Source organism: Maribacter sp. TH_r10 (genome assembly GCF_033101095.1).
Classification (GTDB): domain Bacteria; phylum Bacteroidota; class Bacteroidia; order Flavobacteriales; family Flavobacteriaceae; genus Maribacter_A; species Maribacter_A luteus.
Map to the genome: position 1 here is coordinate 648,843 of NZ_JAWMPY010000001.1, position 22,493 is coordinate 671,335.

Annotated in this window: 17 protein-coding genes and 1 tRNA gene; 9 read left to right on the plus strand and 9 right to left on the minus strand. The window is 38.7% G+C overall.

Annotated elements, in window-relative coordinates; translation table 11 throughout:
* Positions 1-20 precede the first annotated feature (20 nt).
* From R3X28_RS02695 to R3X28_RS02705, 3 genes are read left to right on the plus strand one after another with little or no spacing between them, the layout of a single operon-like run.
* A complete protein-coding gene (locus tag R3X28_RS02695; RefSeq protein ID WP_317662208.1) occupies positions 21-1,757 on the plus strand; it encodes a hypothetical protein in 1,737 nt (578 codons plus the stop codon).
* Positions 1,744-2,325, plus strand: coding sequence for a hypothetical protein (locus tag R3X28_RS02700; RefSeq protein WP_317662210.1), 582 nt, complete (start codon positions 1,744-1,746; stop codon positions 2,323-2,325). Before R3X28_RS02695 ends, R3X28_RS02700 begins: the two co-directional genes overlap by 14 nt.
* Positions 2,312-3,661, plus strand: coding sequence for an AMP-binding protein (locus R3X28_RS02705; RefSeq protein ID WP_317662212.1), 1,350 nt, complete (start codon positions 2,312-2,314; stop codon positions 3,659-3,661). Before R3X28_RS02700 ends, R3X28_RS02705 begins: the two co-directional genes overlap by 14 nt.
* A 40-nt stretch (positions 3,662-3,701) precedes the next feature.
* Here R3X28_RS02705 and R3X28_RS02710 read toward each other — a convergent pair.
* A tRNA-Ala gene (locus R3X28_RS02710) sits at positions 3,702-3,775 on the minus strand.
* A 95-nt stretch (positions 3,776-3,870) separates the two neighbouring features.
* Here R3X28_RS02710 and R3X28_RS02715 point away from each other — a divergent pair.
* Positions 3,871-4,584 carry an SDR family oxidoreductase gene (locus R3X28_RS02715; RefSeq protein ID WP_317662214.1) on the plus strand — a complete coding sequence of 238 codons (714 nt, stop codon included), beginning with the start codon at positions 3,871-3,873 and terminating at the stop codon, positions 4,582-4,584.
* 1 nt (position 4,585) lies between these two features.
* Here the strand turns inward: R3X28_RS02715 and R3X28_RS02720 are convergent, their stop codons facing one another.
* From R3X28_RS02720 to R3X28_RS02735, 4 genes are all read right to left on the minus strand, one after another.
* Positions 4,586-7,339, minus strand: a complete 2,754-nt coding sequence (locus R3X28_RS02720) for a PD-(D/E)XK nuclease family protein (protein WP_317662216.1) — start codon at positions 7,337-7,339, stop codon at positions 4,586-4,588.
* 78 nt (positions 7,340-7,417) lie between these two features.
* Complete coding sequence (locus tag R3X28_RS02725; RefSeq protein ID WP_154363478.1) at positions 7,418-8,764, minus strand: OmpA family protein; 1,347 nt, start codon at positions 8,762-8,764, stop codon at positions 7,418-7,420.
* Between the two features lie 113 nt (positions 8,765-8,877).
* Positions 8,878-10,071, minus strand: a complete 1,194-nt coding sequence (gene kbl, locus R3X28_RS02730) for a glycine C-acetyltransferase (RefSeq protein WP_317662219.1) — start codon at positions 10,069-10,071, stop codon at positions 8,878-8,880.
* Positions 10,072-10,081: 10 nt separating this feature from the next.
* Positions 10,082-13,195: a UvrD-helicase domain-containing protein gene (locus tag R3X28_RS02735; RefSeq protein ID WP_317662221.1), complete on the minus strand. Its 3,114-nt coding sequence runs from the start codon at positions 13,193-13,195 to the stop codon at positions 10,082-10,084.
* A gap of 117 nt (positions 13,196-13,312) precedes the next feature.
* Between R3X28_RS02735 and R3X28_RS02740 the strand changes: the two genes are divergently transcribed.
* Entirely contained in the window at positions 13,313-13,921 is a 609-nt protein-coding gene (locus tag R3X28_RS02740) for a superoxide dismutase (RefSeq protein WP_317662223.1), read from the plus strand.
* Between the two features lie 1,096 nt (positions 13,922-15,017).
* Here the strand turns inward: R3X28_RS02740 and R3X28_RS02745 are convergent.
* From R3X28_RS02745 to R3X28_RS02760, 4 genes are all read right to left on the minus strand, one after another.
* The gene (locus tag R3X28_RS02745) at positions 15,018-16,916 is read right to left on the minus strand and encodes an amidophosphoribosyltransferase (protein ID WP_154363473.1); all 1,899 of its coding nucleotides are present in this window, start codon (positions 16,914-16,916) and stop codon (positions 15,018-15,020) included.
* 159 nt (positions 16,917-17,075) lie between these two features.
* On the minus strand, positions 17,076-18,002 hold the full coding sequence (locus R3X28_RS02750; RefSeq protein WP_317662227.1) for a PfkB family carbohydrate kinase: 927 nt from the start codon (positions 18,000-18,002) through the stop codon (positions 17,076-17,078).
* A gap of 87 nt (positions 18,003-18,089) precedes the next feature.
* The gene (locus R3X28_RS02755; protein WP_154363470.1) at positions 18,090-18,725 is read right to left on the minus strand and encodes a viroplasmin family protein; all 636 of its coding nucleotides are present in this window, start codon (positions 18,723-18,725) and stop codon (positions 18,090-18,092) included.
* Positions 18,725-19,300 (minus strand): phosphoribosylglycinamide formyltransferase, encoded by a 576-nt coding sequence (locus R3X28_RS02760; protein ID WP_317662232.1) that lies wholly within the window; start codon positions 19,298-19,300, stop codon positions 18,725-18,727. The genes R3X28_RS02755 and R3X28_RS02760 overlap by 1 nt, the downstream gene beginning before the upstream one ends.
* A gap of 286 nt (positions 19,301-19,586) precedes the next feature.
* Here R3X28_RS02760 and R3X28_RS02765 point away from each other — a divergent pair, with 286 nt between their 5' ends.
* The 4 genes from R3X28_RS02765 (at position 19,587) to R3X28_RS02780 (ending at position 22,491) form a co-directional block, all read left to right on the plus strand.
* Positions 19,587-19,820, plus strand: coding sequence for an acyl carrier protein (locus tag R3X28_RS02765; protein ID WP_047247024.1), 234 nt, complete (start codon positions 19,587-19,589; stop codon positions 19,818-19,820).
* 102 nt (positions 19,821-19,922) lie between these two features.
* Entirely contained in the window at positions 19,923-21,173 is a 1,251-nt protein-coding gene (fabF, locus tag R3X28_RS02770; protein ID WP_154363465.1) for a beta-ketoacyl-ACP synthase II, read from the plus strand.
* 7 nt (positions 21,174-21,180) lie between these two features.
* Positions 21,181-21,912, plus strand: a complete 732-nt coding sequence (gene rnc / locus R3X28_RS02775; RefSeq protein ID WP_154363463.1) for a ribonuclease III — start codon at positions 21,181-21,183, stop codon at positions 21,910-21,912.
* Between the two features lie 114 nt (positions 21,913-22,026).
* Positions 22,027-22,491 (plus strand): IPExxxVDY family protein, encoded by a 465-nt coding sequence (locus R3X28_RS02780; RefSeq protein WP_154363461.1) that lies wholly within the window; start codon positions 22,027-22,029, stop codon positions 22,489-22,491.
* Positions 22,492-22,493: the final 2 nt, after the last annotated feature.

Genomic DNA, 22,493 nt, shown 5'->3' on the forward strand with positions numbered 1-22,493 from the left:
ACAAGAATGAAATAATAACGATGACCCTTGACCACTGGAGGTCATATTGGGATGTTGCCAAGAGGGAATGGAACCCCTTTGTACGTTTGCAAGAACCAATTTGGTGTACTTCCGATAAAGAAGCAGAAGCGGAAGGACTCACCGGAAGTTTCGCGATGATCCGCTTAACGGATCATCGTATCGTTATCAATTTGGAGGAAATCGTACGCACGGGAATTCAGGATTATGCGGTAGAAATTTTGGCGCATGAAATAGGACATCACATTTTTACGCCTGCCAACCTTTATGACAATGCCGTTTTATTGGGGCGTATACGTTGGGGCCTTCCCAGTATAGAAGATCGTGCACCCATGGTATCTAATTTATATACCGATTTTCTAATCAACGATAAATTGCAAAGAAGCAATAAACTGCGTATGATGCAGGTGTACCAAGCGATTAATTCCGAAAACGAATTTACTAAGCTATGGACATTGATGATGCGGACCTATGAATATCTTTGGCATCTTAAACGCGGGGTACTTGCAAGCAATCTTTCGTTTCATAACGCCAAAATAGATGCGGATGCATCCTTGATTGCCGGACTTATCCGCAGTTATTCAAAAAATTGGTTGAATGGGGGAGGAAGGTTCGCGGTTATGCTTTTTCCATATCTCATGGAAAACAAAGAGTATCAAGATGCACGAAAAAAGATACTGGTACTGTTGGATGCTGAACAGGCAGGGAACGGTGCAGATGCTTTATCGGGGATGACCGAACTGGATGTGGAGGGAATAGCCGGGGTAATTGATTTGAGAAAAGAAGCTTTGGGAGCAAACGCTTCAGACCAAGAATCGAAAGGGTTGGGTATAGAACCGAGCAAAGTAGGGGGTAAAGGACCGAAAAAGGGGTATTTAGGACCTGGACAGTATATCGATTTAATGCTTCAGGCCAATCCCAATGCAAATAAACAACGCTTGATCAATGCGTATTATAAGGAAATAGCCCTACCCCATTTGATTTTATTTCCAACGGAAATCATCGAGAGTAATTCGGAAAATCTACCCGAAGGATTAGATACTTGGGATATCGGTGACCCAATGGAAGAATTGGATTGGTTGGAAACTTCAATATTATCGCCACAGATTTTCCCTGGAATAAACACCAAGAAAAGAACTTATGGTTCCGACTCCGATAGTGAGATTTCCGATAACCCATTAAATGTTTATATAGGAATAGATTGTTCGGGATCGATGGTGGATCCCAAACATAATTTTTCTTGGCCGGTATTAGCGGCGACCATTATCGGTCTTTCGGCTTTGAGGGCCGGTGCGGAAGTAATGGGTTGTCTCTCGGGGGAACCCGGTAAGTATCTGGAAACCGAAGGGTTTATTAGTGATGAGACTGAGCTGTTAACTACGATTACCTCGTACTTGGGCACAGGATATGCCTATGGAATAGAACGCTTGAGAAAGCCTTTTGAACGAGCGCCGAAGAAAAAATCACATATTGTTATAGTTACCGACAATGATATTTTCAGCATGCTGCAGGCTAAAACCGAAACGGATCAAAACAATTGGGACTTGATTGAACTGGCCTTGAAAAATGCAGGCGGTCATGGTACTTTGGTTCTTCACGCTAGACCGGACTATAATAATGACATGGTGGTACGACTTAAGAAAATGGGTTGGAACCTTTATTATGTAACCGGGGAAGAAGAGCTTTTGAAATTTGCAGCCGAATTTTCACATCAAAATTATGCGTATGCCAAAGTTTGATGTTTATGAAATGGCAGGGCATTTGATGAAATGTCCGGACACTTTTTTAGCGATTGACGTTTCATCGGTTGCAAACATGAACCAGGCAATAGCTTTGATCTGTGATGCTTATAGAATGGTGTCGAATGATTTTCTTAAATCAACGTTCAACTTGCCCGCTCAGGATCACCTAGCCGATATTACTGAAAACCATTGGAAATCGATGCTGATATCATGTTGGTTGCTTCGGTATAAAGATTTTGTGGGTTACCCTGAAATAGCACCCAAGCTTATCGATTTTTGGTTTAAGGAACTTAGAGTCGCCAGTGATTATGTTAAAGCAGAAAAATGGATCAATGATGAGGAAAGGGCAGAAGAAATGATTCGCTTGGCCTTAAAATCTTTTGAATTGTTGCCTTATAATGAAAACTTGGAAGAGGCAGTGGATAGGTTATCGGCAGTAAGTAGTTCTGGTCGACAAGAAGTATTGAAACAAACGAATGATGCCTTGGAAAGAATGATGGAGATCAAGAGGAAAATGGCAGAAAAAAAGGCCCGTGAAGCCGCTAACCCTTATGGAAGAGAATAGAGGTCCACAATTAGGATTGACAGATAGGGAACGTTTCCCTACAATTGATGATTTTTCATTATTGAATCAATTGCGTCAAGATGCTTATGCCCCAACATTCAATTTTAAGAGTGGTGATAGGTTGACTATGGAACATCTTCAAAAGGTAAGGCACTATGAAGCTGAAATTCTTCAAAAAAACCAGACATTTTGGAAAGCTGGCGAACAACCCTCTTGGATGGGTTCTTATTTGAAATGGTGCCATAGTACGGTTCCTTATTTTATGGGTAAAGGCAAAGAACTTGCTAAGTACCCAACCATTTCGAGGAATGAATTACGGGATATACCGCATTTAATGGTTTCGAAAGAAGCGGATTTGGAAGACCTTTTGGTTTATCATACTTCGGGTTCCACTGGGCCTATAATGGATGTGTTATTCGATCCCGTTTCACAGGCCAGTTGGTTACCACAGATAATTTCCGTTTTGGATAATTTTGGGATAAACATGGAAATGGGTAAGGATAAGGTAGCCATAGCCATGATATGTGCCCAGGAAAAGACATTGACTTATGCCTCCTTATCCAGTTATTTGGAGGGTGCCGGAATCTTAAAATTAAATTTGAACCCTGCAGAATGGTCAAATCCTAATGATGCGATTTCTTATTTGGAAAAGTACAATCCACAAGTATTGACCGGGGATCCCACGGCCTTTATGGCCCTTCATGGTCTACAACCTAAAATAAGACCCAAAGCTATGATTTCATCGGCCATGGCGTTGAACAAAAACACTCAAAAAGTACTGGAACAATATTTTAGGTGCCCTGTAATCGATGTGTATTCGTTAACCGAATGTCGAAACATTGCCTATGCCACCGAGAATGGCCATAGAGCAATTAGGCCGGACCTCTATTTAGAGATTTTCGACCCCAATGAAGACATCTTACTTCCCAATGGAGAGCGTGGGGAATTGACGGTAACCGGGGGTAATAATCCTTTTCTACCTTTGGTTCGATATAGGACAGGTGATTTTTGTGGTATTGAACTTAAGGACGGTATTCCCTATTTAATTGATTTAGAGGCAAGACAACCTGTGGTTTTTAGGACAAAGACCGGTAGAATAATAAATACCATTGATATTTCTAGGGCCTTGTCCCGATATCCTCTTGTTGGTTTTAAAATGCATCAATCAAAAAATATAAAGATTGACTTCAAAGGTTTTTCCAACGAAACAATTCAACCGGATATCACGAAGGTATTAAGGGAAATTTTAAAAGATGAGGTTCCTCTAAAGGTGGAAATAAAAAAAATAGCGGTGGATAAAAATTATGGTAAATCGAGCTATTCTACAGATTTATGAATAAAAAAGCCGAACGCTAGTTCGGCTTTTTTGCTTAATGTGGAGAATACCGGAGTCGAACCGGTGACCTCTTGCCTGCCAGGCAAGCGCTCTAGCCAGCTGAGCTAATCCCCCGTGGCTAATCGAACGTCAAAGGAAATACTTTTTGTTCAAGTATCAAAATTGTATATTCGTTTTCTTTAAAAAGGTTTAAATAATAAATAGAAAATATGTCTAATTTAGAAAGAAAAGTAGCTTATATCACTGGGGGATCAAAGGGTATTGGGTTTAGTGTTGCCAAAACTCTTTTGGGGGCCGGAATGAGAGTGGCCATCAGTGGTAGGGATATTGCTACGGTAAAAGCCGCCGCCGCACAATTGGGCGATAGTGACCAAGTTTTAGCATTACAATCGAATGTGGTTAATTTAGGTGATGAGGAATTGGCCGTGAAGGAAATATTGGATAAGTGGGGTCAATTGGATGTGGTTTTGGCCAATGCCGGCGTAGGTCATTTCGCGCCGGTAGATGAATTAACCGAGGATCAGTGGGGTAGTATGATAAATACTAACCTAACGGGTGTATTTCACACCCTAAAAGCTTCAGTAGAGGTTTTAAAGGTGTCAAAAGGTTATTACATGACCTTGGCTAGTTTGGCAGGAACGAATTTCTTTGCCAATGGTGCCGGTTATAATGCAACAAAATTTGGTGTTGTGGGCTTTACACAAGCGGTAATGCTAGATTTGCGTAAGTATGATATCAAGGTTTCAACGATAATGCCGGGTTCTGTAGCCACACATTTCAACAATAATGAGCCGTCTGAAAAAGATGCTTGGAAAATACAGCCTGAGGATATCGGCGAATTGGTTTTGGATTTATTGAAAATGCATCCACGTACATTGCCCAGTAAAATTGAGGTTAGGCCAACAAGACCGGATAAAAAATAAGTCAAACTTCTTTTTCGTTAAAAGGAACATTGGGATTGCAAATTTCAAGGATGAGCCTTTTTAGCTCTGTAGAGAACTGGGATAGGGTTTCTTGGGTTATTGATTTGTTGGGCTTGGACCTGCTTTTTTCACTTTCCTTGATGCCAAAACTTAATAACCCCGCACTTAGGTTCTTAAAGGAGATAATGCCGGCTTCAAGTTGGTTTACTGGCTTGTTTTCAGTGTACATTAAGGCATAGCAAAGCAGCTGAAAAGCTTTACTATATTTATAATCTTCAGTAAGTAGCGCCCAGTCGAATATCGCAACTTGGCTGGGTAATACTTTTCCTGATTTATAGTCAATAATTCGGAGTATTCCGTCAATTTTATCAATTCTATCTAATTTTCCAGTGAGTTTCACGGGAAAACCCACTTCAGGATAACTTACGTCAATTGTCATCTTTTTTTCCAAACCTAGGATTTTGATTTGGTGTTTTTCACTTTCACGAATTTCATGATCTATAAACGATCGTACATATTTTAGGATGACATTATAAGCGATTAGATTTTTACCCCGCAACATTGAAATAGATGAGTAGGACTTATTAAAATGGTGTTTAACCAGTTTTTCTATATTTCCCTTCATGTTTACCAGTACCTCTTTGTTCAAATATTTACCTACCAGTGGCTTATAGAGGTCTTCTAAGGTGTCATGGATTATGGTGCCGAAAGTGTTGGCTGCGACGGTTTCTTCGACTTCTTGCAAGTCGTTGATTCTAAGCAGGTTTTGTTTGTAAAAATCCAACGGGTTCCTAACATAATTACTTAATGATGATGGCGAGAATCCTTTAGCGGCATGTTCTTTTATTAACTGCAATAAAGCACCATCCTTATCGATCGCTATCTCTTTTTTGGGAGTAACCTTGATTTCGGGGACGGCAATGAATTCTGTTATATTTTTCTTTAAGGTATCATCGGTCAATAGTTGTGTGATAAGGCGACTTCTTTCTCCTCCTTCCAAAACATCGGGTTCGGTGTTGTAAATTAGATAGATGTTTTTGGCTCGCTGCAGTAGGCGATAGAAATGATAGGTGTAAACGGCATCTTTTTCTTTGAAGGTCGGAAGACCGAAATTCCTTTTCAAATCAAAAGGAATGAAAGAATTGTTCGATTTTCCAGCCGGTAATATACCTTCGTTTACCGATGTTAGGATTACCGTCTCAAAATCTAAATTCCTACTTTCCAACATTCCCATGATCTGTAGTCCTTCGATTGGATCTCCTTTAAAATCCAACGTTTCCATTGAAACGAGTTCTTTAAATAAGGTGTGGAAAGATTTTTGGTCATTTATAAACTTATGCTCTTTGAGGATAGTCGTGATTTGATTGAAAATGCCATAGAATCTGAACAATTCTTCCAAAGCCAGTGAATTGCCCAAAGCTTGGAGTTTCGATTTCAGAATAGAAATCAAATCCAAAATACATTCCACTAAATATGTGGGAGAGGGAATAGGCTCTAAAAACAATGTATCTAAAGGGATGTCTTCGGAACTTACAATTGATCGTAATTGGTTTTTCGTTAGAAAAGTAAGGTTCTGAGATGTAGTTGTTTGTGTGATGACTCGGGCGTAAGAAATCTCATTATGGGTTAACAATAGATCGGAATACGGGTGGGATAAAAAAGACAGGATGTTTTTATAATACCAACCGTTGGGCTGTTTGTGAACATAAAGTTCTATAAATTGATTGAAAAAACTCTCAAATGAGGTTTTGTTCAAGGGGAAGCCCATGGTAATATTCACCTTATCAAGTTCAGTGGGTATTGAATTCAATAATGCATTAAGTAGTGATTCATCGTTCAGGACAACTGCGGTTCTTTTCAAAATTCCGTTTTGTTCTGTAGCGATTTGTTTTAATAACGTGCCCACATATTTTGCTTGGGAAATACTTTTGGGAACGCCGATAACCTCAATTTGTTTTTCTTGTGTGAATGTTGTTGAAATGCCTTTAAGTCCATTTTTCTTTAAATAAGGCCAAGTTTTATGATGGCTTCTCACGAATAAACCCGCATCATGTATTGGATCATTGAGAAAATAGGCATCTAAATCCCAATAAATATCGGCATTATTTGCGGCCAGGATACGTTGTATTATGGTACTTTCAGCGGTATTCAAGGCATTGAACCCAATAAAAACATGATGTTTGTTCTTATGGTTTTCTGTATATGAATCAAGGTTTTCGTAAGCCTTTCGATAAACAAGTCCTTGGTGACCAAAACCTTTTTGAATTAGCCTAAAGTTAAATCTATTGTAGAGATTTTCGAGTTTGTTCCAAAAATCAATGTAATTCCGGACCATATCTGTTTTTTCTGCGGAAACATACCAATGGTTTATTTCTTGGATGGCAGAAAGGTTCGCAAATAATTTTTCAGAATCAATAAGGTATCTGTCTATTTCATTGAAGTCCTGTAACAGGGTTTGACCCCATTTAGCAAAATCAACAAAATTTTCCTGATTGTTTTCTGTTTGTTCTAGATATGTATAGTAAAGGTCGAATAGTTGTTGGGTGTTCGTAGCGGTTTCAAGGCCGGATATTTTTCCTATAAACTCTTCAATACTGTATATTTCAGGGGTGAAAATGGGTTTATCCGTAATTTTGGATATCCCTTTTTTTAAATAGGATCCAGACCTTTTGCTGGGAAGTACAAAGACGATGTTTTCAAAGGAACCTCGTTCTTTGTAAATGGTGGTTAAAACTTGTTCTAAAAAGCTAAGCATAACCAAAAATAGAAAAAGCCCTGACGATATCGTCAGGGCTTTTCAAAATTATTTTCGAAATAATTCTCGGTAAAAGAATTATTTGATCAAGTTGATTTCAACTCTTCTGTTTTGTTTTCTACCAGCTCTAGTATTGTTAGTAGCGATAGGCTTGTCTTCACCGTAACCAACAGCAGACAATCTAAATGCATCGATACCTTTTTCTACTAAGAAGTCTTTTACAGAAAGTGCTCTTGACTCAGAAAGGCTCTGGTTCAATTTAGCACTACCAACGCTATCAGTATGACCTTCAACGGTAAACTTAGCAGTTGGGTATTCTTTCAAGATTTGAATGATGTCAACCATTACGGAAGTAGATTCAGCTTTGATAGAAGATTTACCTGTATCGAACAAGATAGTTCTAGCGTAATCATTCAATTGTTTTTGAACTTCTTCAGTAACTTCAGGACAACCAGCGTTAGCAACTGTACCGGCTACGTCTGGACATTTATCATCTTTGTCCAATACACCATCGTTATCTTTGTCAGCCCAAGGACATCCTTTGTTTTCAGCAGGACCAGCTTCGTTAGGACAAGCATCATCTTTATCAGCAACACCGTCACCGTCAGCATCAGGACAACCTGCAAGAGCAGCTAAACCAGCTTCGTTAGGACAAGCATCATCTTTATCGGCAACACCGTCACCGTCAGCATCAGGACAACCGTTCATTTCTTTAGAACCGGCAGCATTAGGACAAGCATCCTTGCTGTCTTCGATACCGTCACCGTCAGCATCAGGACAACCGTTGAAAGCTTCAAGACCAGCAACTTCTGGACAAGCATCATCTTTGTCATAAACACCGTCACCATCAGTATCAGTACCACCAAATTTAACTGAGATACCAGCTAAATGTTGCATGTGTGGAACTAGATAATCTTCAAATGCATGTTTGTATGAAGTCTGTAAGGTAAGACCGATATTTTCAGTAAACCAAACGTTAACACCAATACCACCGTTAGCAGTACCAGCTCCGATTTCATCAATCCAAGTATAACCACCGCCGATTTCAACGAAAGGATCGATAACTGTGTTTTTCAAAAAGTTGTATTTGATAGTACCATCAATAGCGTAGTATGATAAATCATCAACATCAGTATCTCCCCATTTGGAAATTTTATTTAAAGAACCTCTAGCACCTACAGAGAAACCGTCTCCTACAGATTTAGACACGCCAACGTAAGAAATTGATGGAAGAATGTTCCAATGGTCAGTCGCATTAAAGAATTCATTACCGAAAGAACTGCCTGGGAAGTCACCAGTAGGATACACATCAACGGCGTTTACCCCAAAACTAATTTGCCAAGGGTTATTCTCGTCTTGCGCTTGTAAGTTGTTAATTCCTACAACAAGTAGGGCAACAACCATTAATTTGCTAAGATGTTTCATGTTCAAAATTTTAAGTTTAAGTGTTTATTAGCTGCAAATGTAAGTTGTTAAATATTATTAACAAAAATATATTCCTATTTTTTTTAACGTTTTTTATAGGATAAATTCGACAGTTAAACGATTTTCAGCTCTTTTCCTACCGTAATAAATGCATTTATCGCCTTGTTCAAATGTGCAAGATCATGAGCAGCTGATAGTTGTACCCTAATACGTGCCTTGCCCTTTGGAACTACAGGATAAAAGAAACCGATAACATAAATACCATGATCCAATAGCTTGGTTGCCATATTCTGGGCAAGCTTGGCATCATACAACATTACGGGTACAATCGCGGATTCACCATCGATAATATCAAACCCCGCTTCCTTTATTCCTTTTTTGAAATATGCGGTATTTGATTGTAATTTATCACGAAGGGAAGTGTTATCGGCCAACATTTCAAAAACCTTTATCGATGCCCCTACGATCGATGGGGCCAATGAGTTTGAGAATAAATAAGGTCTTGATCGCTGTCTGAGTAATTCTATAATTTCTTTCTTACCGGTAGTATAACCACCCATTGCGCCACCTAAAGCTTTTCCTAAAGTACCTGTAATAATATCAATACGGCCCATTACACCTTTTTCTTCCAGTGTTCCTTTGCCATTTTTTCCTATAAAACCTGCGGCATGGCATTCATCTACCATGACCAATGCATCGTACTTATCGGCTAAGTCACATATTTTATCCAATGGGGCCAAAAGTCCATCCATAGAGAATACCCCATCAGTAACTATGATCTTGAATCGGGCACTGTCTTTTTGCGCTTGTTGCAATTGTTGCTCAAGATCCGACATGTCGCCATTGGCATAACGATATCTTTTGGCCTTACATAAACGAACTCCATCTATAATGGATGCATGGTTGAGTGCATCTGATATTATGGCATCTTCCGGTCCAAGTAAGGGTTCAAAGACACCGCCGTTGGCATCAAAAGCGGCCGCATATAATATGGTATCCTCAGTTTCATAAAAATCGGCTATTTTACTTTCGAGTTCTTTATGAATGTCTTGTGTACCACAAATGAAGCGAACTGAGGACATTCCAAAACCATGGGTGTCCATGGTATCTTTTGCAGCTTGTATAACTTCGGGATGTGACGATAGTCCCAAATAATTGTTGGCGCAGAAGTTTATTACTTCCTTTCCCGATGCCAGTTTTATTATGGCGGCTTGGGGAGATGTTATTATCCTTTCACTTTTAAATAGTCCTTCCTCTTTAATGGATTCCAATTCTTCAGTCAAAAACTGCTTTATTTTTCCGTACATAATTGATTTTTTAAACGTATTCTATAAAAATGTCTTGGTTGATGTATGCGATAATTCTATTCTCAACGGTATGGCCCATTTGTTCCAGGACTTGGGCATATGATTGCAACTGCTTTTGATAAGCATCGTTTTTCTTTCCTGTTTTATAATCTATTATGGTAGCTTTACCATTGGAGATGACGATACGGTCAGGACGAAGCGTTTGACCGTTTTCGGTTATGATTTCTTTTTCGTTCATTATCGTATTTCCTTTGGAAAAGTATTTTTTAAGGGAACTATGGTCGGTTACCGCTGTTATTTTTTCTTTTAATATGGGAATCTCTTCATTAGCTATCATTCCTTTACGTTCCAAATCTTTGAAAATGGAGCTTACATCATCTCCCGTTTCAATAAGTCCGAGAATATGATGAATCAAGTTGCCTTGTAATATCGCTTCTTCCTGGGCGCTATCCCACAACATGCCCCCTTTGGCCAAAATTTTAAAACTTGGGTTTTCCTTATTTGAATACTGATAAGGGATGGTTCTTTCATTTGCCTGAGTATCCAACGGGTCGGTGTTGGTTTCCAATATTCCAAAGGAATAAACAGTTTCAGTGTCGATCCAAAGTTGTCTGTCTTTAAGGTATTGTATGAAAACGTCCGAATAATGTGTCTTTCTATTCGATTTAAGGGCACTTTGTTCCTTCAATGAAATGATATATAATGCCTTTTCTGCCCTTGTAAGTGCTACATATAATATATTGAAAGCATCCAGTTCAAGTTTATGCCGTTCCTCTTCATAGGCAATTGCAGCGTTTTCACCGTAATCAACGACTTCTTTCTTGCTGTTTATCAATAATTCCTCAAAACCATTATACTCGTTACGATCAACGCTAAGCCACAATTTAGGGTCTATTTCTTTGTAGATATTTGAATTGGCATAAGGGAAAATGACAATTGGGAACTCCAACCCTTTGGATTTATGTATGCTCATGATCTTTACGGCATTCAAATTGTTCGGGGCGGCAATACTGTACTTGTCCTTTTTCTTTTCCCAATAAGATAGAAACGTGGTTATTCCCGTTCCTTCTTTTTGTTCTACCTCTAGGACAATGTCCAATAGAAAAGTGAGATAGGCGTCAGAAATTTGGGCAAGGTCAAACCGTTTAATGGCCAGCTCCAAACCATCATAAACCGATCTGTTGTTTAAATAGGACAAATTAAAATCATAATTGTTCAATAAAAAGCCATCCAAGTTCTGCAGGTTGTTATGTATTAACGTATGTGCATTAGGGTCATCACCCAATAGATAATAGAGGATGTTGTAGCTTGCCTCAAGATCGTCGGTATGGCTGGTATATTGTAAAAGATCGATTAAAAAACGTACTTTTTCATTGTTGCCGATTAATAGGGAATCTGGGGATATTACTGGAATTGACTTTTCGGTCAAGTAATCCGCCAAGGTATAACCGTGTTTATTGTCCCTGACCAAAATTGCGATATCACGCAAGGGGTAGCCTTTTTCCTTAAGTTGTTCTATGGTTCTAAGTACTTCTTCGCAATACAACCCATCTAAATCCTGTTCTTCTTGCTTTTCAATAAAGGTTAGCTGTACGTGCCCTCCTTTTTTGCTGTTTGTTTTTTGTTGATTGCCTTGTTCAAATAATTCTTTGTACAGATGATTGTTCAGTAACGGGCTGGTAACAGTGAAAAAATCGTTGTTAAAATTTATGATTTCTTCATGGCTCCTGTAATTAGAAGGTAGATTATAGGTTTTTGGGGAAATGAAAAACGGATTGGTCTGCTCATTAACCAAATTCAGGAATTGTTCGGCATTTCCTCCCCGCCAGCGATAAATGGCCTGTTTGGCATCACCGACCAAAAACAAGGAGCCTCTGTTGCCTTGTATATCTTCCCCTTCGAGGGCGTTGCCCACCAATGGCACAAGATTGTTCCATTGTAATTCGGAGGTGTCCTGGAATTCGTCTATCAGGTAATGACGGTATTTTTCTCCCAAGCGCTCATATATAAAAGGAGCAGGTTGGTTTTTTATTTCGTTCGAAATTAGGGTGTTGAACTCGGAAATTGAAAGTTGCCCCCGTTCTTCTTGAATCGACTTTACTTCGGCCTGAATAGCATTCAAAACCGTAAGGGGAACTAGGTTCTTGTTGATATTGATAAGAAATAAAACCTTACTATGAATACTTTTTAGCTTCGCGAAAATAGCACTTAAATGGGGGTGTAAACCGTCCAAGATGACTTTTGAACCATCGGGGCAGGACTTTGCGTAAAGGGGATCAGTGTCAAAATTTTGTTTCCAAGCAGCACCAAAATCAAAGTCGAGATCGCCATTGGTGATTTTTATCATGAATTTAGGAAAGTAACCGGATTTGAAATTCCCATGATCAAGTCCGTTATCCGAAATTAATTTTAAACTCTCCTCTGCATTTGATATGAGGTCACTTTTGAATCTTTTGATTTTTTCCTCAATACTTTTTCTTAACGAGATAAAATCACTAATACTTTTTTGCTTCAATAAATCGATATGTCTGATGTTCGTCTCGTTGAAAATCAATTTCCCGATTTTATTCAAATCGAACGAAATATCCCAGCTTTTGTCCTCATCGATCTTATCTAGGGCGAATTCCATTAAAATTTGGGTCAGCACCTCATCCTGTCCCACTTTTTCCAGGAGATTGTCGATGGCCTCATTGAGAAGCAGGTCAGTGTCTAGCACAACCTCAAAATTCTGGGCGATCTTAAGGTCCTTTGCAAAGGTTCTGATCAGTCTATGGTTAAATTTATCAATGGTCGAAATATCAAAAAAACCGTAATTGTGCAAAATGAGTTTCAGGGTCGTACGGGATTCTTTTTTAAGTTTTTCAAAATCAATATCCAGTTCAGTCATAAGGTCAATGAACATTACCGAAGCATCGTTGATCGAAGGGGTAGTTGAAAATTCAAAAAGACTTTTCAAGATACGCTGCTTCATTTCGTTTACTGCCTTGTTGGTAAAAGTCACGGCCAAGATTTGGCTGAAAGTGCGATTCGAAGAAAGTACGATCTTTAAATATTCCTTGGTCAGGGTATGTGTTTTTCCCGAACCTGCGGATGCATTATATATTTTAAAGGAATGTGCAGACACTGATTTTTATCTGCAAATTACATAATCTATAATTGTTCTTAACAATTTATTGGCTGAATTAGTCTGTTAAAAAATGTAAATTTGAGGAACATTTAATCTAACGTAAAAACTATAATTATGGCTTTTGAATTACCAAAATTACCTTATGCATACGATGCATTGGAACCACATATTGATGCTAGAACCATGGAAATACACCATACCAAACATCATAATGGTTATACCAATAATCTTAACGGTGCTATTGCCGGAACGGATTTGGATAAAAAATCCATCGAGGATATCTTAACGAATTTGGATATGGGTAATGCTGCCGTACGTAACAATGGCGGTGGTTTTTATAACCATTCCTTGTTTTGGGAAGTAATGTCCCCTAATGGAGGTGGTGAGCCTAAAGGGGAATTGGCGAATGCGATTAAAGACGCTTTTGGCTCATTTGAATCGTTCAAGGAAGCATTCAGCAAGGCCGCTGGCACTAGATTCGGTTCCGGATGGGCTTGGCTTTGTGTACATAAAGGTGGTAAAGTAGAAGTTTGCTCTACTCCGAACCAAGATAATCCGCTTATGCCTAGCACAGGTTGTGAGGGTTTTCCTATTTTAGGATTGGATGTTTGGGAGCATGCTTATTATTTAAACTACCAAAACAGAAGACCTGATTACATAAATGCTTTTTTCAATGTAATCAATTGGGATAAAGTTGCGGAATTATATGATGCCAATAAATAAGGGCGTACAAATTAAATTAAGAAACCCTTAAGCAGTTTGCTTGAGGGTTTTTTTATGCCTTAAAATAGAAAAGGGTGGAGAAGCCTCCACCCTTTTCGTCCCAAATCTTACCATAAACTTAACCTACTTATGCTATGGCACGACTAAAATACTTGGTTTGTAGGAAATAAAAAAGGAATTTTAACAAATTTTGGGTTTCATTTATAGTGATAACGGGGATTCAGAGAGGAGTGAAACTAGGATAACCCTGCCAATTGTTGAGGATGAAGCAAATAAAAAAGGCAGAACATAGTTCTACCTTTTTTCCCCAAATCTTACCATGAACTTAACCTACTTATGCTATGGTCCTCCAAACTTAGGGCATTATGGTTAGGTATTAGAAGTTTTTGGATGAACTCCCTGATCTATGGTTAAAATGCTTTTTGAAATTTTCAGAGGTCATTTTATTGATGGATGTAGTAGTTCCAAAAATAAAAAGGCAGAACATAGTTCTACCTTTTTTCCCCAAATCTTACCATGAACTTAACCTACTTATGCTATGGTCCTCCAAACTTAGGGCATTATGGTTAGGTATTAGAAGTTTTTGGACGAACTCCCTGATCTATGGTTAAAATGCTTTTTGAAATTTTCAGGGGACATTTTTTTTGATGGATGTAATAGTTCAAAAAATAAAAAGGCAGAACATAGTTCTGCCTTTTTCCCCAAATCTTACCATGAACTTAACCTACTTATGCTATGGTCCTGCGAATGTATGACAGCACTTGACTGTTTGGAAAATTCTTAGTTGAAGTGTCTATAAAAGCGGTAAAGTGTAATTCTTTGATAGAAGTATTGTCTTGAAAGTAGGGTGGAGGATAGATATGATCCTTCGAAAAAGACAGGATTATATTTGTATTTGGCTTTATATCCACTAGTTAAATAAAAAAGGCGGAGAAGTCTCCACCTTTTTTGCCCCAAATCTTACCATGAACTTAACCTACTTATGCTATGGCAAGTCTAAAGTAGGTGGGTGTACTTCCTTCTTGAGTAAAAAGACGATAAAAGCCTTATATTATCGATGAAATGCGTAGTTGCGTGCATTTCATCGATAAAAATATTAATATGCCCTTTCGTTCTTTCCTTCGTAAAAGTTGATGAAAGCTTTGTTTACGACCCTGTTGCCACCTTTTGTGGGGTAGTTGCCCGTAAAGTACCAATCACCGAGGTTATCGGGACACGCTTGGTGAAGGCTTTCTATGGTTTGGTATATAATCTTAACTTGGGCTTTAATCTCAGGCGGACTTAGTAACTCACCGATCTTGTCCGATATTTGGTTCGCTGTAAATGGCGCATAGAAATCCTTCACATAATTCACTATTTCATCATCATGGGCCTTGGCTTGGTCAATACATTTTTTGTATATAGCTTCTACCTGATCCATGGTGTTGTTGTCTTGATGCAAGGCTAATGCGGCCTTAAATGCCACAAAATCTTCTAATTTTGCCATGTCTATACCATAACAGTCCGGATATCGTATTTGTGGAGCCGATGAAACGACGATTATTTTTTTAGGCGATAAACGATCTAGTATTCGTAAGATGCTTTTTTTCAGTGTAGTACCACGAACGATACTATCATCGATAATTACTAGATTATCGTTCTTTTTGACTGATCCATAAGATATGTCATATACATGGGCAACCAGGTCATCCCTACTGCTGTCTTGGGTGATAAAGGTCCTGAGCTTCGCATCTTTTATAGCCACTTTTTCAATTCTTGGTCGAATGTCCAAAATGGCATGTAGTTCTTTTTGTGTGATTTTGGAACCGATACTTAGAATCTGTTCTTCCTTCTTTTTGTTCAAATAATTCTGTGCCTCTTTCACCATCCCGAAAAATGACGTCTCGGCAGTATTGGGAATATATGAAAATACTGTATGCTTAATATCGTTGTTAATCGCTTTTAGGATTTGGGGAAATAGTAGTTTTCCCAATTCTTTTCGTTCTTGGTAGATTTCCTTATCACTTCCACGTGAAAAATAGATGCGTTCAAAGGAACAGGCCTTTCTTTCCCTTGGCTCCAAGATTTTATTGATTGACGAGCTACCGTCTTTTTTAATGATAATGGCATGCCCTGGACTAATTTCCTTGACTTTTTCGAAAGGCACATTAAAAACGGTTTGGATCGCAGGTCGTTCGGAAGCTACTGCAACTATCTCATCATCCTTGTAATAGTAAGCAGGTCTTATACCCGAGGGGTCTCTAAGCACAAAAGCGTCGCCATGGCCCAACATTCCGGCCATTGCGTAGCCCCCATCCCAGTTTTTGGCTGCTTTTCGTAGAATTTTGTTCAGTTTCAACCTTTCTGCGATTAAAGGTGAAGCCTCCATTTTACTATACCCTTCTTTTTTTATCTGTTTGTATAACTTGGCTACGGCATCATCTAAAAAATGACCTATTTTTTCCATAACCGTTACTGTATCTGCCATTTCCTTGGGATGCTGACCAAGTTGCACAAGATTATCGAAAAGTTCATTTACATTGGTCATATTGAAATTTCCGGCAACGATAAGGTTTCGGTGCATCCAATTGTTCTGTCTTAGGAAAGGGTGTACACTTTCTATACTGTTCTTGCCGAAAGTGCCATAGCGAACATGTCCCAATAAAACCTCTCCGATATACGGAATGTTGTTTTTTTGGGCAGCCACATCTTCTTTATATTCAGGATGCTTAGTAAATTCAGTGTTTATGCGGTCATTGATCTGATCAAAGATATCTTGGATCGGTTGCTGTTGAATGGAGCGAACCCTGCTCATGTAGCGTTCACCGGGTTTCATATCTAGCTTAATGCTGGCGAAACCGGCACCATCCTGTCCACGGTTGTGCTGTTTTTCCATCATCAGGTACATTTTATTCACCCCATAAAAAGCCGTACCGTATTTTTCTTTGTAATAAGATAGCGGTTTAAGTAAACGGATTACCGAAATTCCACATTCGTGTTTTATTGCATCGCTCATTTGTAATACTCTATAATTTGCCCAAATCTCCCCACTTTGTTTATTGGGGAATACCCTTTATAAATCTTTGCCTTCCTCCTAATTAGAGGATGTAACCACAGTTTTGATCACCGGTTGTGTCGATTAAAAAAGCCCTGACTTTTTTGTCAGGGCGTATCATTATTGTAATTCAATATCGAACTGCGTCAATGCCTTGAATTGATGTAATCTGGAATTTACCTCATCCTTGCCGAGACTTTGCATTCTTTCCGTTCCAAAGCGCTCTACGCAAAATGAAGCTAAATTGGAACCATGTATAACAGCACTCTTTAAATTATTGAATGATGTATTGTCGGTCGCGGCTAAAAATCCACTAAAACCACCAGCGAAGGTGTCTCCTGCCCCTGTCGGGTCGAAAACTTCTTCCAACGGTAAGGCAGGTGCAAAGAAAACATTGTCTTCATTGAACAGGAGCGCTCCATGTTCCCCTTTTTTGATAACAACGTATCGAGGGCCCATTTCCTGTATTTTCTCTGCTGCCTTAACCAAGGAATATTCATTGGTCAATTGCCTAGCTTCTTCATCGTTTATCGTGATTACATCGGTATGTTTTATCACCTCCATTAGCTCCTCGAGGGTGTTGTCCATCCAAAAATTCATGGTGTCCAAAACAACTAATTTTGGTCTTTTCGCCATCTGCTCGATAACACTCATTTGAACACTGGGGTGCAAGTTGCCCAGCATAACAACATCGGCATCTTTAAAATTGTTAGGCACCACAGGTTTGAAATCGGCCAAGGTGTTCAGTTCGGTAACCAAAGTATCCCTTGAATTCAAGTCATTGTGGTACTTTCCTTTCCAATAAAAAGTTTTACCTCCTTTAACTACTTCGAGTGATGAGGTGTCAATGTTCTTGTTCTTGAGAAGATCGATATATTCTTGCGGAAAATCATCACCTACTACCGAAACAATAGCCGATTTTACATCGAATTGGGAAGCTGCAAGACCTATGAAGGTCGCGGCCCCGCCCAAAATTTTATCTGTTTTGCCAAAAGGTGTTTCAATAGCATCGAAGGCAACGGTGCCTACAATCAGTAATTTACCCATTAAAATAGAATTTTGCTGCAAATATACATTAATGATGGGCTAAAATCCATAGCTACTCGACCTTATTACAAAAAGTTGTCAAAGGCCTTATTTTCTTCCAAAATCTGCAGGAATTTCTCCCCAAGCTTTCGTTTCCCATTTAACAATAGGTGTGTCATAGGGGTTTTTCTTTAACCAATCCAATGCTCTGCGAACCAAATCAAAAAGCTCTTTGTTCTCCGGTGTTTCGGCCAATTTTGTATTGCATGTTTTTTTTCTTACCCAGCTCATTGCCGTTCTTGAATCTGTATAAATAATGCGGTCACTTTTATGTTGTTTTAAAAATGCCAATCCGTGAACAATGGCCAAAAACTCACCTATATTGTTGGTTCCCTGCTTAAACGGTCCTTGTTTGAATAATCTTTTCCCTGTTTTGGTGTCGACCCCTTGGTATTCCATAATACCGGGATTTCCACTCGATGCCGCATCTACTGAGATTGAATGATAATTGGGCTTCCCTATTTTAAGCAGTTGCTCTTGGGTTAAGCTCGAGGTGGAATTCTTTTTCCCTTTATATTCCTCATAGCTGGAGTTGTAGGCTTTCTTGGCTACATCAAAAGAGGCGAAAGATTTATACTGGGCGCCTTTATAACCCGTAATCGCAGCTTTGCAATCATTCCAGGTAGTATATACTCCGGGTCGTTTGCCTTTCCAAACCACATAAAACTTCTCCTTTTTCGCCATTATTGGGCCATTAACAGTTGTTCAATGACTTTGGGAAAATATTCATATTCCAGTGCATGCACCTTAGCCGCAATTTCATCCGGGGTATCGTTTGGAAGGATTTTGGTCTCTACCTGTTGTATTATGGCACCTTCGTCATAATGTTCATTAACGTAGTGAATGGTAATTCCTGAAACGGAATCCTTATTTTCTTTTACGGCTTTATGTACATTATCCCCGTACATGCCTTTTCCTCCATATTTTGGTAAGAGTGCAGGGTGTATGTTAATAATTTGGTTCGGGAATGCCTTAATGATATTTTCAGGGACTTTCCATAAAAATCCGGCAAGAACAATTAAATCCGGTTTGGCACATTTTAAAATATCAAGAACACATTCTGTTTCCTTGAATGAGGTTTTGTTAAAATATAGGGCACTGATATTTAGTCTATTGCATCGTTCTAAAACTTTGGCATTCCTTTTGTTAGTCAATACCATGGCTATAGTAACGTTGGGCTTATCCTGAAAATACCGGATTATATTTTCAACATTGGATCCAGAACCAGAGGCAAATAAAACAATTTGTTTGGTTTTCAAAAGAATCGGATTTTTAATAAAGAGAATATTGTTTTAATTTCAGTCTAAGGTCGAAAAAACAAGGCAGATTAAAGAACATAGCAAACACGTATATTTAAAAAAGGGCTATAATCTACAATCCAATTAATCTTTTCAATACCGTTACCGAAGAAAATATTTTGGGCTAAATTAATACTCTTGTATTTAAATTTCTTAAATTACTGGACATTTTAACCACAAATGGTATTATTAACACCAAAGTTTTTTATTTTTGCCAACAATTTAAATTTTAAAAACCAAAATTATTATGTCAGACATTGCATCAAGAGTTAAGGCTATCATTGTTGATAAGTTAGGAGTTGATGAAAACGAAGTAGTATCAGAAGCTAGCTTTACCAACGATTTAGGGGCGGATTCACTGGATACAGTTGAGTTGATCATGGAATTCGAAAAGGAATTCGATATTCAAATCCCTGATGATCAAGCTGAAAATATCGCAACAGTTGGCCAAGCCATAAGCTATATAGAAGAAGCTAAGTAATCGTATGATTTCTTGAAAAGTTGATAATTATCCATGCGGTAAACAAGCCGCATGGATATTTTTATTTAATTTCACTTGGCTTAATAATCTAAAGTTAGATCAATGCAGTTAAAGCGAGTTGTAGTTACAGGATTGGGTGCTTTGACACCTATTGGTAATAATATTGAAGAATATTGGGAAGGTTTGGTAAGCGGTAAAAGTGGCTCTGCCCCCGTGACCTATTATGATGCTGAAAAGTTCAAAACCAAATTTGCCTGCGAACTTAAAAACTTCAAAGCTGAAGATTTTTTCGACCGTAAGGAAGCACGTAAATTAGACCGATTTGCCCAATATGCTTTAGTTTCCTCAGATGAGGCCATACTTGATTCCAAATTAGACCTGAATGTTGTAGACAAATTTCGGGTCGGGGTAATTTGGGGAGCAGGTATTGGTGGTCTGGAAACATTCCAGAACGAAGTGATAAATTTTGCGAATGGTGATGGTACCCCAAGGTTCAACCCTTTCTTTATTCCTAAAATGATTGCGGATATTGCCCCTGGTAATATCTCTATCAAACATGGTTTTATGGGGCCAAACTATACCACGGTCTCTGCATGTGCCTCATCGGCAAATGCAATGATCGATGCACTTAACTATATTAGACTGGGCCATTGTGATGTCATCGTTACCGGAGGTAGTGAGGCTGCTGTTACCATGGCGGGTATGGGAGGTTTCAATGCCATGCATGCCCTATCAACCAGGAACGATAGTCCGGAAACCGCTTCAAGACCTTTTGATGCTACCAGAGATGGGTTTGTATTAGGGGAAGGAGCAGGGGCACTTGTACTCGAGGAGTACGAACATGCCAAGGCAAGAGGTGCTAAAATATATGCTGAGGTACTTGGTGGCGGAATGTCAAGTGATGCCTACCATATGACCGCACCACATCCTGATGGTATCGGGGTAGTACAGGTTATGAAGAATTGTTTGCGTGATGCAGGTTTAAGCCCGGGAGATGTAGATGCCATCAATACCCATGGTACTTCCACTACCTTGGGAGATGTTGCTGAACTTAAGGCTATTTCGGAGGTTTTCGGAGAGCATGCACATGAAATCAATATCAATTCAACGAAGTCTATGACAGGTCATTTATTGGGAGCTGCCGGGGCTATTGAGGCGATTGCTTCTATCTTGTCCATTAAACATGGAATTGTACCGCCGACAATAAACCATACTACCTTTGACGAAGGAATTGACCCAAAATTGAACCTTACTTTGAATAAAGCACAAAAAAGGGAAGTGAATGTCGCCATGAGCAACACTTTTGGTTTTGGCGGGCATAATGCATGTGTGGTATTTAAGAAACTGAGCTAATCGTATTATGAATTTCCCATCCAATATATTTAATTCCCATTCTGGACAGGATGGGGATTTTTTTTTGGGTATCACCGATATCTTGGGTTTTAAGCCCAGGAAATTGGAAATTTATAAGAAAGCATTTTTACATAGATCGGTAAATAAAAAAGATAAAAATGGCAATCCCATGAATTATGAACGTCTGGAATTTTTGGGCGATTCTATGTTGGGAACCATTATTTCAAAGCATCTATATAACGAAGTGCCAGAAGGTGATGAAGGTTATTTGACCAAAATGCGTTCTAAAATCGTTAGTAGGGAGCATTTGAATGAGTTAGGGAAAGACCTAAACTTGATAAAACTTGTAGAAAGTCGAATACCGAAAACCCATTTTGGCGATAATATACATGGTAATGTCTTTGAAGCTTTGGTAGGGGCCATTTATATGGATCGGGGATACAAGTATTGTGAGCGATTTATTTATGATAGGGTTATTGTACCATATGTAGACATAGAACAACTCGAGGGCAAAGTCATTAGTTACAAGAGTTTGATAATTGAATGGTGCCAAAAACAAAAGAAGGCCTTCAATTACAATGTATACGAAGACACAGGAAACGATGAGCTGAAACATTTTGCCGTAAAACTTTCCATTGGGAACAAGGTGGTTGCGAAAGCTCGGGCAACATCAAAAAAGAAAGCGGAGGAACGTGCTTCGAAGCGTGCATTTTTTGCCCTTCAGGATAGGATAGGTTAAAACTGTACTATGAAATTGGAAATATATCGTTATAATTTGAACAAAAATTGCTTTAGTCTTTAGCGGCTTAGGCAGTATATTTTATTAATCATATATTTACGCTTTTGTACGCATATGGCAGCAGTGCATAAAATTAGTGGTGATTTTTACGAGGAAGACTTTACCCTGATCGCGTTACATAGTACCATGCAGGATTATGCTGTTGTATATGCCTTGAACAATGTGCTCATGTCGTTATTTGTTAGGGCACCGAAAGATTTGGAAGTGTCAGAGCATATGTCATTCCCTTTTTTTGAATGGCAAGACGATCAACATGACCGTTATTGGATAGTAATTGCCAATAAGAGTACGAAAAAAGAGCTTTTGGTACGGGATGGACTTTTTCAGGATGAGCCTTCGTTCGCGAAACACTATTTAGTACCAGAGCATAAAGAGGTAGATTATTTTGTCAAGATTGAACACGATGATGATTTAAATACATCGGATTTAGTGAAAAAATTGTTGACCATACCTAAAATAATCACTGCATATAGTTTAGATGCAGATACATTGAAATCAAGAAATAATTTAATTTTTTAGTT